The organism is Marinobacterium halophilum (assembly GCF_003014615.1).
Lineage (GTDB): Bacteria > Pseudomonadota > Gammaproteobacteria > Pseudomonadales > Balneatricaceae > Marinobacterium > Marinobacterium halophilum.
This window is the reverse complement of the sequence record NZ_PYGI01000022.1, coordinates 70,089-86,175: the sequence shown is the minus strand read 5'-3', so window position 1 is coordinate 86,175 and position 16,087 is coordinate 70,089. Positions and strand designations below refer to the sequence as shown.

The window sequence follows — 16,087 nt, the reverse complement described above, 5'->3', positions numbered from 1 at the left end:
CGGATGCTGGAACGTTATTCTACTGGAATAACAGCTGAGCTATGTTTGTTAGAAGCTATTGAGCGATATCCACAACAACTAACTCAGACATAGCCTTTTTTTTACCCGTCCTCACACACCTTTTGGTAAGCGCAGGTAGAGGTCTGCCGGAAAACGCAGCGTCTTCATCCGCTCCACGACCGGCTCATAGTCGTAAGCCAACTGTTTGAACAACACTTCATCCTCCACCGGGTCATAGAGTGCAAACTGACTCTGCGGCATGCCGTTACGCGGCTGCCCAACCGACCCCGGACATATCAGGCAATGCGCCTCATTCTTGAGCGACACACGCTCGCCCGTCCGATGCCGGTCCTGTCCTTGTCCATCACGGCAATACACACCGGGCATATGAGAATGACCATGGAAGCACAGCCTGCGCTGCAAGGCTGCCAGCTTGTCCAGATTATCCCGGTAGGTCATCTCGTAGACATAACCATAGAAGAACTCCGGATCCAACGGCGCACCATGCACCGCCAGCCACTGCTCGGTATCCAGGATTGGCGGCAGGTTTTTCAGCCAATCACGTTGCCGTTGTGGCAATTGTTCGTGGGTCCACTCCGCCACATGGCGGGCATTTTTCGACAGGCCACGTTGAAACGCACCCAAGGCGACGGCATGATCATGGTTACCCTTGATAATGTGCAGACCGGATTCCTGCAACCGTTCAATGACTTCGGCCGCATCCGGTCCATACCCCACCAGATCACCAAGCACGACGCCATGGCGTATGCCCTCACGCTCAAGCCAGTCCAGCACCGCATCGAGCGCCGGCAAATTGGCATGCACATCAGCCAGGATGGCCAGCAAGCCTTCACCTGATTTCACTTCACCACCGGTACTGACTACCGGAGCTGTCACATCGGCAGGCGGCTCCATATCGGTCGCAGCCGGACGGTACTCTTTCGTCGGCACGGCAACGGCAACGGCAGACTCCATACCTGTCGCTGTAACATCACTGGCGACGCTAATAGCAGGCACCGATCCCGTCAGGGTGGCACTGACCAGATTCGCCAGATCACGTTTTTTGCCCGCAGGCATGAAGGCCGAACGCAGCTGATAGGCAATGCTGGCACGGTAATTCAGATCAGCAAAGGTTTGGTCCAGCTGCTTCCCCAAGTCCTGTGCCAGCACACGCATGAAGTCACGTTCAAGCCAACCCAGTTTGCGAATCAATACGCCCAGCATCATTGAAAAGGAGATGAACTTGTCCCAGGCATAATATTCGTCGTCGACGTAATACAGCCGCCCCTCGGCATCCAGCGCGAAGTTTGACAGGCCCTCATCAAGTTTGATGTCGAACTCACGTGCCGTGCGCAGATAAAGACCGAACATCTCGTCCAGCTGCGACCGCGCCCGTTCAAGCCCTTCGGCTCCCACTGGCTCGGCCTCCAGGACTTTATGCAGTGGTTGCAGGCGCGGGGTGATGTTGCCAATCAGTACTTCTTCGCTCTCCTGCTCAACACCCGCACGCTCAACATAGATGTAAAACCAGGTTTTCGCCGGATGATACACCCCCAGCATCCGCTCCTTCTCCATCACTTTCAACAGCCAGGGCTGAGCCTGGCGTGCCGTCAGCTTGAGATCACGCCGGATTTTTACCACATGTTCATCATTGGCATAAATGTGAGTGGCAGGACGTCCCGTAAAATCGTGATTGATCGATAGCGCCTCCACTCCCTGCAGAATGGCCGCACGAATCTGCTCGGGACCAAAACAATGAGTATCCCCGAGTACACCCACAATCTTGAGTTTCTTTTTCAACATCATCCTGACCTGTAAGCAACAAGAAAAGAGCAGCTATCCAGCTGCTCGGGGGTCTGACAGAGGGGTATCAGGAGGGGCAGAACTCGGCGATTTTAGGCAGATTGGTACGGACAGAGGCCCACCCCATGCCCAGATTCGTATTGCGGCTGGTGATCAGCACCACCAGTGAATTCGGTTTTTCAGGAACGATCGCCATGAAATGGTAGGTCCGCTCAGTACTCATCTGCACTTCCTGGATCATGTGGCGTACCGGCTGTCCACGCTGATTGGACAGCAGGGATTCGACCGCACGCACATTACGACCCCGCATCATATCCACTGCCGCTGCCGCCACAGCTTCCAGATAGGAAGAGGTAAAATACGGTACCGTGTGCGCCACTGAAAGCAACAAACCGCTATCCAGATCCACAACCGCACAGCCCAGTGCACCATCAACATCATTCACAATCGCTTGCAGCAGATCATCCAGTTTTGACATAGTATTTTCCGAATCGAAAGGGGCGTTGCCCCGGGTTACCGTTTAATGCTGCGCAGTATCTGACGCCAAAAACCTTTTGGACGTTCAGATCCCTGCACATCAACTTTTTTCTGTTCCTTGTCCTGTTTTACCAGACCCTGATAATGACAGGCCTCGACAAATGCTAGAATGGTAGCAACAGGGATGCCGGTTTTATGCGCTATCTCCTTAATTGTCTCTTTCTTATCACGCATAAACGCTGCCAGCTTGAAATGCTCCTGGCGCAAACCTGGTAATTGACTATCAGGCCAGGCAGACAGGCAATAAGCCTCATCCTCGCTTACCGCATGCAAGCCCTCGACTCCGGAATAGAGCGCCAGGAACCACTGCAGACTGGCAATCGGCTGCTCGCTGCAATCCTGTTTACTGAGTTCAGACTTGAACTCCTGTTGCGACAACGTCGATATATAGGAGGCCCGATTATCGGCCGGCTCCTGCAGGAAGGCTTCAAGCGAGCGGTTGCAATGAAACCGGCCGCTCCGGAAGTCGAGTAATATTACATCACCCGATTGCAGCAGAATTTTGTGGTAAGGCGCATCACCCGCAGACCGCTGTAGATAGAGTGCCAACTGCTCAAGACAGGGTGGCGTGACGGCCTTTGGCTCAGGCTTGGAGAGGGCTTGAATATGCCTATCTTCCGCTGGATCTGCGGATTTCACGACTTCCGTTGAGGTCGGCAAGACACCCTCTAAGTCCATGTCTTCAAAACCGTTTTCGTCCAGATCGGCCACTGGTGTCAACAACGGAATATCGGTCACCAGCACTTGAGGACCAGAGTTGGCCACCGATACATTCAATAACTGTAGCTCGACCTGTTTGAATACCGTCACCAATTCGGAAAAATGGGGCATGCCGCTGCTGTCGACCCTCAATTCGAACAGCGGGCGCTCATGCTTGTCCACGCACCATTCGGGTTGCGAGGGCTCCCGGTAAACAATCACCGGACGCATGTCCCCCGGTTGCAGCTCATCCACAGCCCGACAGATGACCACATCTGCAGCGTCTGGAGAGTCATGCAGTGACCAACTGGATGACAGCCGAATTTCGGCCAGGACCAGTACCGACTGCAGTTTTTCCCTGTCGTTTTCAGACAAACCAGCAGTGGTAAACGTAATATCGTTCAATGGGTTCATAAGCCGTCCAGGCATGCAGAGTAAAATCAGATGAGTACGATATAAATCGGGCTGTCAACCGTGCAACAGTATATTGTCTGAATGTTTTATACTAATGGATCATTATTAAATTAGTATTCACTTCGCATGCGCATTATAAAGACAAACGTATGCTGAATGAATAGCCATTATTAGCATTAAACTCATGTATATGAACAATTAAATAAAACATTTGTTCGTATTAATACTTAAGTGTATCCGTTTAAGTACGTTTTTAAAAATAATGATTATACCTCGTAGCCGCTAAAAACCTGTTAGGCTTAAACCACTGATCCTCTTTTGTTTGGTGGAGGTGTTATGGATAGCACGCTACTGCGTCTCCTGGTCGCCCTCGCATTGGGCTTGCTGATCGGCTTGCAACGCGGCTGGCATGAACGCCATGCCCCTGCTGGCGGACGCATCGCCGGCATTCGTACGTTCGGGCTGTTGGCGGTCAGCGGTGCCCTCTCGGCCGCTCTGTTACCGGCACTCGGTCCGGGCATTGTTATTGTCACGGCGGCCGGTATCACCCTGTTGCTGGGACTCGCACATTGGCTGGATTCTCGCGAAGACCATGACGTTGGCATGACCACCGTGGTCGCAGGTTTGATTACCTACCTGCTCGGGGTTCTGGCCATGATGGGCGATTTATCTCTCGCCGTGGCGTCTGCCGTGATGGTCACTATCATATTGCACTTCAAGCAAACCCTGCACCACGCACTGGAACACCTGAGCGATGCCGAAATACGCGGCATTTTGCAACTGGCACTGATCTCTGTGGTACTGCTGCCGGTACTGCCCAATCAGAGCTATGGCCCATGGGGAGCCCTGAACCCTTATGAAATATGGCTTTTGGTCGTGCTGATTGCCGGCATCAGCCTGACGGCCTATTTCGCCATGCGGCTGACCGGTCCCGGCAAGGGTGTACTGATCACCAGTCTGCTCGGTGGCATTGCCTCCAGCACAGCCTTGACCCTGAGCCTGGCGCGCATGCATGCACAGATACCGGTACCGCGCCTGCTGGCCAGCGGCATTCTGCTGGCCACGGCGATCATGTATCCACGTATTCTGCTCGAAGTGGCCGTGGTCAACCCCCAGCTGTTGCCAACTCTCTGGCCATCCATGCTGGCCATGATGCTGGGCTGTGCCGCGGCTTCTCTCTGGTGCTGGCGGCGCAAGGAACCGTTCGGCAGCATCAATACCGCAACCCTGGCGACCGAACCGTTCAAGCTATGGCCCGCCCTTCAATTTGGCGCCCTGCTGGTGGTCATCATGCTGGTGGCTCACGGCATCAGAGCACACATGGGTGAACAGGGGCTGTGGCTGGTTGCCATTGTCGCCGGGCTGACCGATGTCGATGCCATCACCTTGACGCTGGCACGAATGGCGCGAGACAGCATCAGCACTGAAACCGCTGTCACCGGCATCACGCTCGCCGCCATCACCAATACCCTGGTCAAGGGTGGACTGGCCTTCTTTGCCGGCCACTGGACACTTTGTCGCCCCCTTTGGCCCGGTTTGGCACTCGCAATTCTGTTGGCACTGCTAACCTTAAGCCTGACTTGATCATACGGGAGCTCCGGCCATGCATACGCGGTTAACGCAGCAACAGTTGCGCCATGCTTGCGACCTGTCCTCATTCGGCATCACCTCGACCGCAGACATCACCCCCGATTACTCGGCTCTGGGGCAGTCGCGAGCGCTGGATGCAATCCAGTTCGCCATCGGCATGGACCACCTGGGCTACAATCTGTTTGTCAGCGGATCCACCGGTGTCGGCAAGCGCGAGCTGGTGTCGCGTATCATCAGTACCGAGGCCGCCAGCGGTGAAGCTCCCAGCGACTACTGCTATATCCACAATTTCGATCGACCCAACCAGCCCGGCATGCTCGTGCTGCCGCGTGGCAGCGGCCAAACCCTGCATCAGGACCTGCGCAAGCTGATCGAAATTCTGCTGTTGCGTATTCCGGCCCAGTTCAAAAGTGACGAATATCACAACCAGCTGCAGAGCCTGAACGAAGAGTTCCAGCAGCGCGAGGAGATGAGCTTCAAGGCCTTGGGCAAAAAGGCCCAGGCAGCGGGCATCACTCTGCTGCGTACACCCGGTGGCTATACGCTGGGACCGGTCAAGGATGGCAAACTGATGACACCGGCGCAGTTCAGCAAGCTGCCGGCCAGTGAGCAAACACGCATCAAGGCCGCCGTGGAGGCCTTGAACGAAGAACTGACTGAGCTGGTGCATGAAGTGCCCAAAATGCATCAGGAGCAGCAGACACGTATCCGCGAGCTGGAACAGGACACGACCCGCGGTGTCATCGATCCGGCACTGAACAATCTGCGCCAGCAGTACGGCAGCCACACCGGCGTACTGAGTTTTCTGGATACCATCCACCAGGACATGCTCGAAAACGTGGATGATTTTTTCCCGACTGAAGACGATAAACGTGCGCCCCTGCACAAGCGTGCCCGCTCCGCCAAATTCCGCCGCTATCAGATCAATGTACTGGTCGGACATGAACGCAATGGCGGAGCGCCGGTAGTCTATGAGGACATTCCCAGTTACCAGAACCTGATCGGCCGGATCGAGCATGAGGCCCACTTCGGTACGCTGATCACCGACTTCAGTCTGATCCAGCCCGGCGCACTGCATCGAGCCAACGGCGGTTACCTGGTAGTCGATGCGCAAAAGCTGCTGTCCTATCCCTTTGCCTGGGAAGGGCTCAAGCGCGCCCTGCGCAACCATGAAATCCGGATCGACCCACTGGAAAAAATATACGGTATCAGCGGTGCGCGTTCGCTGGAGCCGGCACCGGTCCCGCTCAATGTCCGCGTCATCCTGATCGGTGACCGCCGCCTCTACTATTTGCTCAAACAGTACGACACCGAGTTCACCACCCTGTTCAAGGTCTATGCCGACTTCGCCGAGAGCCTGGACCGTGACCGTGACAACCTGGAAAGCTATCTCGGATTGATCGCCATGCTGGTGCGTGAAGAAGGTCTGGCTCACTTTGACCTCAGCGCGTTACAGGCAGTCGTCGAGCACAGCTCACGGCGGATGGATGACAGCGACAAACTGTCACTGAACCGCGGTCAACTGATCGATCTGATGCGCGAAGCCAGTTTCTGGACCCTGCGTCAGGGCGCATCGCAGGTCACCGGCGACCATGTCCGCAAGGCGATCGCTCAGCAGCGCCACCGCAGCAGTCAATATTCCGAACTGCTGCAGGAGCAGATCGAGCGCGGCATGCTGATGATCAGCACTTCCGGCATGAGCATCGGTCAGGCCAATGGCCTGTCGGTATTCCAGTTGGGTGATCAGCGTTTTGGCAAGCCCAATCGTATCTCCGCCACCGCACGTATCGGCAGCGGCCACATGCTGGATATCGAGCGCGAAACCGAACTTGGCGGCCCGCTGCACTCCAAGGGCGTCATGATTTTGGCCGCCTGTATTGGTGCCCGCTATGCCCGTCACCTGCCGCTGTCGCTCAATGCCAGCCTGGTGTTCGAGCAGTCCTACGGCCCCATTGACGGTGACAGTGCCTCGGCCGTCGAGCTCTGCGCACTGCTTTCCGCCATCAGTGGGCTGCCGCTGAAACAGGGGTTCGCGGTCACCGGCTCCATCAACCAGCAGGGTGAAATTCAGGCGATCGGCGGGGTCAACGAGAAGATCGAGGGCTTCTTTGAATTGTGCCAGTCACGCGGACTGGATGGCACTCAGGGTGTCATCATCCCCGCTGCCAACGAACCCCATTTAATCCTGGAGCAGGCCGTGGTAGATGCCTGTCAACAGGAACAGTTCGCCATCCATACCGTCAGCACGCTGGATGCCTTGATTGAACTGCTGTTCGATCGCCCCGCCGGCGAGGCCGACAAGGAGGGCCGCTACCCGCCGGCAACCGTCAACGGCCGGGTGCAGATGCAACTCTCCGACTGGGCTGAACAGGCGCGAAAACAAGCCATCAAAACATCAGACTGAATCCCGCATCATCACTGAAGGGGTTGAATCGGCTCCGCTCCGGCCCAAGGTCATCAACAGGGGCCAACACAAACCGTCACACCACTGTCACCGGAGGGCTTACATGAACACGCCAGAAACCGAGCAAACCCTGAACATCGGCACGCAGCACTATCGTTTTCATAGCCTGCGGAAAGCCGAGGCACAACTGGGCGACATTAGCCGTTTGCCCCGCTCGCTCAAGATCCTGCTGGAAAACCTGCTGCGCAAGGCCGATACCGAGGCTGTGTCTGTGGACGATCTTAAGGCACTGGTCGCCTGGCAGCATCACGGCGGACACAGTGATCAGGAGATTGCCTTCAGCCCTGCGCGCGTATTGATGCAGGATTTCACCGGCGTGCCTGCGGTCGCCGACCTGGCCGCCATGCGCGATGCCGTGACCGCACTGGGTGGCGACCCCCAGCATGTTAATCCGCTGTCGCCGGTCGACCTGGTGATCGACCATTCGGTCATGGTCGATCACTACGGCAACGCCGACGCGTTTCGCGCCAATGTACAGGCCGAAATGAGCCGCAACCATGAACGCTATGCTTTCCTGCGCTGGGGCCAAACCGCGTTCAATAACTTCCGCGTGGTCCCGCCCGGCACCGGTATCTGTCATCAAGTGAACCTGGAATATCTGGGCCAGACGGTCTGGACAGAAGAGCGGGATGGCGAGATCTGGGCCTATCCCGACACGCTGGTCGGCACCGACTCACACACGACCATGATCAATGGCCTGGGGATTCTGGGCTGGGGCGTAGGTGGCATCGAGGCGGAAGCCGCCATGCTGGGGCAGCCGGTATCGATGCTGATTCCCGAAGTGGTGGGCGTCAAGCTCAGCGGCGCCTTGCGTGAAGGCATTACCGCCACCGACCTGGTGCTTACCGTCACCGAGATGCTGCGCAAACACGGTGTGGTCGGCAAGTTTGTCGAGTTCTACGGTGACGGCCTGGCTCAGCTGCCGCTGGCTGACCGTGCTACGCTCGCCAACATGGCACCGGAGTATGGTGCCACCTGCGGCTTTTTCCCGGTCGACGAGGAAACATTGCGTTACCTGCGCCTGTCCGGTCGCAGTGACGACCAGATAGCGCTGGTGGAAGCCTATTGCAAGGAACAGGGTCTCTGGCGCCATCCCGGTGACGAGCCGCTGTTTACGTCATCACTGGCCCTCGACCTGGGTGCGGTGCAGGCTTCTCTTGCCGGCCCCAAACGCCCGCAGGACCGGGTTGCACTGACCGACCTGAAAACCCGCTTTGATGAGCTGATGGCACTGAACCTGACGCCCTCCGGCGCTGGTATCAGTGATCTGGAAGCCGAAGGCGGTCAGCCGGCACCGGGCGCGGGTGGCACGGCCCATGTCGAATTCAATGGTGATCGCTTCGAACTGAACCACGGCGCGGTCGTGATCGCGGCGATTACTTCCTGTACCAACACATCCAACCCCGGTGTGATGCTGGCCGCAGGATTGCTGGCAGAAAAGGCATTGGCCCGCGGGTTGATGCGCAAGCCCTGGGTCAAAAGTTCACTGGCACCCGGCTCCAAGGTCGTGACCGAATATCTGCAGGCCACCGGCCTTGATCGGGCGCTGGACCAGCTCGGTTTCAACCTGGTGGGCTATGGCTGCACCACCTGTATCGGCAACTCCGGCCCGCTGGCGGACCCGATTGAACATGCCATCCGCGATCAGGATCTTACCGTCGCATCAGTGCTGTCGGGCAACCGCAACTTCGAAGGCCGCGTGCATCCGGCGGTGAAAACCAATTGGCTGGCTTCTCCACCGCTGGTGGTCGCGTTTGCCCTGGCAGGCCGTATCGATCTTGATCTGAGTCGGGACCCCTTGGGCAAGGACAGCAATGGCACGCCGGTCTATCTGCGTGACATCTGGCCCAGCCAGCAGGAAATCGCCACCGCGCTCGGGCACGTCAATACCGGGATGTTCCGCCGTGAATATGCCGCCGTGTTCGACGGTGATACCGACTGGCAAGCGATCGAGATATCTGCCGATGATACCTATACCTGGCCAGACTCAAGCTATATCCGCCAACCGCCCTTCTTCGACGGCATGTCAGCCGAGCCGGAACCGGTCAACGACATCGTCAATGCACGGATTTTGGCCCTGCTCGGCGACTCAGTCACCACCGACCATATCTCGCCGGCCGGTGCGATCAAGGCAGACAGCCCCGCCGGGCGCTACCTGCAGGAGCAAGGGGTTGAGCAACAGGACTTCAACTCCTACGGCTCACGCCGAGGCAATCATGAAGTCATGATGCGCGGTACCTTTGCCAATATCCGCATCCGCAACGAAATGCTCGACGGCGTCGAGGGCGGTGAAACTCTCTATCACCCTGGCGTCGAACAGCTGTCGATCTATGATGCGGCAATGCGCTATCAACAGGAGGGCGTGGATCTGGTCGTAGTGGCAGGCAAGGAATACGGTACGGGGTCATCCCGCGATTGGGCAGCCAAAGGCACCCGGTTGCTGGGTGTACGTGCCGTCGTGGCGGAATCGTTCGAACGAATTCACCGTTCCAACCTGCTGGGGATGGGCGTGCTGCCGCTGGAGTTCATGGATACCGATCGCCAGCAGCTGGGGCTGACAGGAGAGGAAACACTCAGTTTGAGTGGACTGGATCAACTCCAGCCGAAGCAAGTGTTAACCCTGACACTCACCCGTACCGATGGCCAGACACAGCAAGTGCCGGTCCGCTGCCGGATCGATACCGGCAACGAACTGACCTACTTCCGCCACGGCGGCATCCTGCACTACGTACTGCGCAGGATGCTCGGCAAAAGCTGATCAGGTACGGAAGTGCACCACCAGATCGTGCATTTCCACCGCCAGTCGGGACAGCTCCTGGCTGGCGGCACTGGTCTGATTGGCACCGGCAGCCGTTTGAGTGGCCAGATCACGGATATTAACCAGATTCCGGTCAACCTCTCGCGCCACCTGAGCCTGTTCTTCCGCTGCGCTGGCGATCACCAGGTTGCGATCATTAACCTGGCCAATCGACTCAAAGATCTCTTCCAGTGCCGCAGATGCCACATCCGCACTGGTCAAGGTACGTTCAGTACGTTCGCGACTCTGCTCCATTGACTGCATCACATCACTGGTACCCTGACGCATCGCGGTAATCAGTTTTTCAATTTCCGTGGTGGACGACTGCGTCCGCTGCGCCAGCGTACGTACTTCATCCGCGACAACGGCGAAACCACGTCCAGCCTCACCGGCACGGGCCGCCTCGATCGCCGCGTTCAGTGCCAACAGGTTGGTCTGTTCAGCCACATCCTGGATCACATCCAGAATCTGGCCGATGTTGCGGCTGTGCTGAGCCAGTTCAGCCACTTGAGTAGAAGTCTGCTCGACCCCGGCGGCAACGGTACCGATATCAGTGATCGTCACCTGAACCCCTTCACGGCATTTGACCGCCTGCTGGTTAGAGGCCTGTGATGCTTCCGACGTAACAACGGCATTATTGGCGACATCATCCACCGCAGTGCTCAGTTCAGTAATGGCTGTCGCTGCCTGTTGCAGCTGATCACTCTGCTGCTGCAGGCCACGCTGGCTTTCTTCAGTCACCGAATTCAGCTCTTCGGCCGCCGAGGCCAATTGACTGGAAGACTCCATCAATGAGCGGATCAGGCTGCGTTTGGTCTGCTGCATTTCACGCAGCGACTTGAACAGATCACCGATCTCGTTGCTGCTTGACGTGTCAATCTCGCGGCTCAGGTCACCGGACGCCATCACCTGGAAATGCTCACCGGCCAGCAACAGCGGTGCCACAATATGGCGACGCACAAACCACAAACTCAGGCTCACCAACACAATCGCCAGCAGCGTGACGACAATCGCCTGTAGCCTGGCCATCTCGTAATCATCCAGTGCATGATCCATACGTCTTTGTCGATCTGAAGCAGCCCTTTCCTGGAATTCCAGCAACGCTGCGTAATAGCCTTCACTGGCATTGCGCGCCTGCAGATTGGCTTCCAGAAAAGCACTGCGGTCACGAGCTTCCAGGGCCTTGTTCAGCTGTACCGCAGCCTGCTCAAACTGCTTGAAACTGGTTTCAATCCGCTGGGCAATTGCCACAACTCCTGATGATTTTTCCGCTTGCAAAAATGTCTGAAAAGTATCGGCGGCGTCACGAGCAAAGGTGACCGATGCTTCATGACTATGACGCGCATTGGACAGGTTGCCGTTCTGATATTCCGCTTCAGCCCCAATGACTGCCAAACGGGCACGCAATACCGTAATCAAGGCATTGGTCACCGGAACTGTCTGCTCTTCAGTGATCGTATTCAGTTGCACCAGTCCCTGATAAGCGTCCTTGGCAGACCACCAGGCATTCACACTGGAAACAATGACCACTCCACTGAAAACCAAAAGGATGACCAATAAGGCCGAACGAATTTTAACGTGTTTAAGTTCCATGGGACCCTTTCAAAACCGTTGTTTAAATGCGACTAAATTGCAATTGCAATTGTCTCGCACTCAACCAGCAAAAGGATCCCACAAAAACAGGAACACTCTATTGCCAAAAAAAAACTTACGTTTTTTCGATATCCCTGAGCCACTGCGTAACTGCGGCCGCACCTTCCATCACCGGCTGCAGGATTTGGTCCAGCACGTCTCCCGTTGTTTCCAGTGCCGCTGTACCATCAAAATTGACATAGGACAGACGTGCCACCAGTTCGGTTGCAGGCATGCCGAATGCGGTACCCGGTAACAGTGCCACACCCGCTTCCTGCAACAGGCGGCTGCACAGCTCGTCCGCTGTGGTAATCCCCTTGTCTGCCAGCACTGTGCGCCAACGCTCGAAGTCGGGAAACAGGTAAAAACCGCCCTGCGGAGCCGCCGTCATTACCTCCACCTCACTCAAGGCAGCAGCCATACGCCGACCCAAAAGGGACAGTACGCGGCGCTCATTGGCAACATAGGTCTCGATTTCTTCACCATAGCGATAGGCTTCAGCGGCCGCGTGCTGCACCGGCGCAGCCACACAGGACCAGGTTTCCGACGCGACCCCCAGCAGCCGTGGCAGCAGGGTATCGGCCAATGCCGCAGGCACATGCATGACCCCCAATCGCCAGCCGCCGGCACCACACCATTTCGACAGACCACCCGTCACCAAGGTCCCCTCGGGATAGTAGCGTGCCAGCGAGCGGTGTTCGCCCTGATGATGCAGCATGCCGTAAATCTCATCGCTGATCACCAGTATCCCGTGACGGCGCATCACCTCGGCCAATACCTGCAACTGCACCTCACTGTAGGTCGTTCCACTGGGGTTGCCGGGATAATTCAATACCAGAATCAGCGGCAGATCAGGGTTCGGTCGTTCGGCGCAAAATGCTGCCAGCTGCTCTGCACTCAAGCGCCATTCGCTGGCCGCATCGGTCTGCAAGCGCGACACTTGGTGACCTGCGAGCAGAGCCTGGGGCTCATAGGATACCCAGCTGGGCGAGACCAACAGCACCTCGGCTGCCGTAAAGGCTGCCATCACCGAATAGATCAGCAGCTTGCTGCCCGGACCAACCAGTACACGATCACTCTGCCAGTCAACTCCGTCCTGCTGCCGATGGAACGCCGCCACCGCTTCACGCAGCGGCTGCCACCCTTGCACTGGCAGATAGCTCTTTTCATGCGCATGCCGACGCAGCACCTCGGTGACACTGGCTGGAACCGGGAACGGAGACTGACCAAAGCCAAAGCGAAACACATGACGGCTGCTCTCCAGCCGGTCGGAGCGTTCGTTGATCAGCAGTGTTTCAGAGTGGTTGATCGGGCGTAGAAAGGCTTCAATGGACATGGCACGGGTTCCTGATAGTCGGCGATGTGCTGTACTATGAACCCTGTGGAAAAGCTTTCAATATTATAGTAATAAATGGAAATATATTTTCAAAAACGACAGGTAATGTTCAGCGCTCAATTAAAACAGCTTATATATCAACAGGATGAGAATTACCTGAACTGGGGATAAAAACACTTTGAAATCAGGAACCCATGATTCCATACAGTTCCCGCCAGTGTCACTGGCAGAACTGCGCAAGCTGCCATCGCTGCTCAAGCGCGGCGAACTGCAGCTGCCGATGGGCAAGCGGTTACTGGTTGCCCTGTGCATAATGCTGGACGACCCCCGCCTGGTCGCCACCCACAGCATCACCGAGTTGGCCAAGGTCACCGGCGTCAGTCCAGCCTCACTGACGCGCCTGTCCAAACTGCTGGGATTCAAGGGGTTCGTCCAGTTTCAGAATCTGTTCCGCCACTCCCTCAGTGAACCCGGACGTTACTACAGCGTACAGGCTTCAGCGCTGGTCAATCCGCACGAAGAACTTTCGGTGGAACACCGGCTCACCCGTCATCTGGACACCCAAATCGACAATCTGGCCCGCACTTCGGCCCAGCTGAATGAACAGAACCTGCATCATGCCGCTCAGTTGTTGGTGAAAGCTCGCCGCATTCGTATCTCGGGGCGGCGTCAGTCCTACGGTCTGGCGGTAATGTTCAGTTATATGCTGGGGTTGATTCGAGAGCAGGTTACCGTGGTTGGTGCTGCGGGCGAAGGGCAGGCGCAGGCACTGGCCGAACTGGGCCCACGGGATCTGTTGGTAATGTTTGGCTCCGAGCCCTACAGCCGCGATTCGGTGATGCTGGCGCAAGTAGCCAACCAGCTGCAGCTGCCATTGCTGGCACTGACCGACAGCCATCATTCGCCATTGGCCCAACTGGCACAGTCCAGTCTGATCAGCTGTAACGAAAGCCCGCTGTATACCAACAGCATGATCGCTACCCAGTTTCTGGCCGAGACTCTGCTGTTACAAACCGCCCGCCTGCTGGGCGACGCCGCCGTGCAGCGGCTGAGCCACCGCGAAGAGCTGATCAGTCGACTCAATGACGAGTTTTGACCGCATGTTCGGCATCAATCAAAGACAGGTTTTGGAGGTGTATTCAGTGTCAGGCGCATTCATGAGCGGCAGCGTTTCATCATAAATCTTATAGCCGTTTCGACCAGCAGCCTTGGCGGCATAGAGTGCCGCGTCCGCCTGCCTCAACACTTCTTCCAGATCATCTCGCTGTGCCAGATAGGCTCCAATGCTGAAGGTCATACACAAACTGTTTCCTCCCTCAATCGGCAGTGCCTGCGCACGTATGACTCGCAACAGGCGCTCACAGATGTGTTGCAGCATGTCATTGTCGGCATCACGGATCATCAGCAGAAATTCGTCACCGCCCCAACGAGCAGCCGCATCGTATTCACGCACCACCGAACGCAGCACCTTGGCAACCAGCTTCAAAGCATCGTCACCCACACCGTGGCCGTAAACGTCGTTAATTTCCTTGAACAGGTCAAGATCGATCCAGATCACGCCCATCCAGCGTTTTTCGCGAGTACAACGTTTCAACTCATCCAGCAGGCGCTCATCCATACCGCGACGATTGAACAAACCGGTCAACGGGTCTGTCTGGCTGATCCGGTTCAAGGCATCGGTACGCTCACGTACTTTCTGCTCCAGATTTGTCCGCGCCTCATGTACTTCCGTAGTCATCTGCTCGAATTCGGCGACCAGACGCCCCACTTCACCGCTGGCGTTCACGCCCAGTGACTCGCCATGGTATTCCCCTTTGCGCAGGCGGCGAATTGCCGCATCAAGCGCTTGCAAGGGTGCCAGCACGACACGGCCCAAGACGATATGAAACAGCAATACGGTGAAGAGTAGAGAAAGCGCGAAAATAAGCAGAATAGAGTTGAATCGGCTTAGGGGCAGCAGCTGATTCAAATCCATCAGTGTCACTTCATACCAATCGATTTCAGGCAGGTAAGCGACCCCCGCCAGATAGCGCGTACCCTCAAGAGTGACAAACCCGCTGGAGACCTTCTCCGGTGCATCTCTGACTTCAGCCATGGACGCTTGCAAGCGCGTCAGGTCAGCGGACCCAAGCATAAGGTTCAGGCGTTTCTGTTCGTCCACCGTTTTGCTCAAGCTGGCAAAATCAATCAATGACTGGTCCCGGTATAACTGAATGGCCCCTTCATGATTGACAAACAGACTGGTAATTCCCTCCTCGCCGCTGTCGACAAAGTCGTTCAGGAAATTACTCAAACTCAGACCGGTGCCCGCCACACCAAGCACTTGGCCATCGGCGTCACGCAACAACACATCAACCCACAGTTTGATTACCCCCAGATGCGGATCGGGATTGACGTTAATAAGGAGGTTTTTGTTCTGGGCGGCGGCATCATAAAACCAGCTATCGGCGGGTCGGTCAGGCTGCAGTATGTAACGCAGTTGATCATTGCCGTATTCATTTTCGGCGTTGTTGTAGTAGTAACGCCCATTGGCAAGGATGCCGAGAAAGTAATTGCTATCCTTGAAGGCACCGCGATAACGCTCCAGCTCCATCAGCGCGCGGTATTCAAGCACGATATCATCGGGGTTTCGCAGCCACTCGATTATCAGAGGCGAGCTAGCCAACTGGCGGGCCAGCACAATTTCACGCAGTATCGGCTGTAGTACACGCTGCTTGTCATAGCGAACCTGCTTTTCAACATAACGCTGAGCCCATTCGGTGATGATGCCCTCGGCAAGCGTCTGCACCGAAACCCAAACGGCCATGCCAGACGC

General features: G+C 56.5%; 10 protein-coding genes. 4 read left to right on the top strand and 6 right to left on the bottom strand.

The annotated features are described in order from the left end of the window. Positions 1–111: 111 nt before the first annotated feature. The 3 genes from CLV44_RS14815 to CLV44_RS14805 all read right to left on the bottom strand — a co-directional run bounded on the left by CLV44_RS14815 (position 112) and on the right by CLV44_RS14805 (position 3,453). Positions 112–1,803 (bottom strand): metallophosphoesterase family protein, encoded by a 1,692-nt coding sequence (locus tag CLV44_RS14815; protein ID WP_170069365.1) that lies wholly within the window; start codon positions 1,801–1,803, stop codon positions 112–114. Between the two features lie 67 nt (positions 1,804–1,870). Continuing rightward, entirely contained in the window at positions 1,871–2,281 is a 411-nt protein-coding gene (locus CLV44_RS14810; protein WP_106592899.1) for a hypothetical protein, read from the bottom strand. A 35-nt stretch (positions 2,282–2,316) separates the two neighbouring features. Next, positions 2,317–3,453 (bottom strand): hypothetical protein, encoded by a 1,137-nt coding sequence (locus CLV44_RS14805; protein WP_106592898.1) that lies wholly within the window; start codon positions 3,451–3,453, stop codon positions 2,317–2,319. 336 nt (positions 3,454–3,789) lie between these two features. Between CLV44_RS14805 and CLV44_RS14800 the strand changes: the two genes are divergently transcribed. The 3 genes from CLV44_RS14800 to acnA all read left to right on the top strand — a co-directional run bounded on the left by CLV44_RS14800 (position 3,790) and on the right by acnA (position 10,265). Continuing rightward, positions 3,790–5,037 carry an MgtC/SapB family protein gene (locus CLV44_RS14800; protein ID WP_106592897.1) on the top strand — a complete coding sequence of 416 codons (1,248 nt, stop codon included), beginning with the start codon at positions 3,790–3,792 and terminating at the stop codon, positions 5,035–5,037. A 19-nt stretch (positions 5,038–5,056) separates the two neighbouring features. Next, positions 5,057–7,447 carry a Lon protease family protein gene (locus tag CLV44_RS14795; protein WP_106592896.1) on the top strand — a complete coding sequence of 797 codons (2,391 nt, stop codon included), beginning with the start codon at positions 5,057–5,059 and terminating at the stop codon, positions 7,445–7,447. Between the two features lie 103 nt (positions 7,448–7,550). Further along, positions 7,551–10,265 (top strand): aconitate hydratase AcnA, encoded by a 2,715-nt coding sequence (gene acnA, locus CLV44_RS14790; protein WP_106592895.1) that lies wholly within the window; start codon positions 7,551–7,553, stop codon positions 10,263–10,265. Here acnA and CLV44_RS14785 read toward each other — a convergent pair whose 3' ends face one another. Both CLV44_RS14785 and CLV44_RS14780 read right to left on the bottom strand, forming a co-directional pair. Further along, the gene (locus tag CLV44_RS14785) at positions 10,266–11,897 is read right to left on the bottom strand and encodes a methyl-accepting chemotaxis protein (RefSeq protein ID WP_106592894.1); all 1,632 of its coding nucleotides are present in this window, start codon (positions 11,895–11,897) and stop codon (positions 10,266–10,268) included. Positions 11,898–12,012: 115 nt separating this feature from the next. Further along, on the bottom strand, positions 12,013–13,272 hold the full coding sequence (locus CLV44_RS14780) for a pyridoxal phosphate-dependent aminotransferase (protein WP_106592893.1): 1,260 nt from the start codon (positions 13,270–13,272) through the stop codon (positions 12,013–12,015). Between the two features lie 178 nt (positions 13,273–13,450). On the opposite strand from CLV44_RS14780, the gene CLV44_RS14775 reads away from it, so the two are divergent. Further along, positions 13,451–14,368, top strand: a complete 918-nt coding sequence (locus tag CLV44_RS14775; protein ID WP_146140017.1) for a MurR/RpiR family transcriptional regulator — start codon at positions 13,451–13,453, stop codon at positions 14,366–14,368. An 18-nt stretch (positions 14,369–14,386) separates the two neighbouring features. Here the strand turns inward: CLV44_RS14775 and CLV44_RS14770 are convergent, their stop codons facing one another. After that, positions 14,387–16,078: a sensor domain-containing diguanylate cyclase gene (locus CLV44_RS14770; protein ID WP_170069364.1), complete on the bottom strand. Its 1,692-nt coding sequence runs from the start codon at positions 16,076–16,078 to the stop codon at positions 14,387–14,389. Positions 16,079–16,087: the final 9 nt, after the last annotated feature.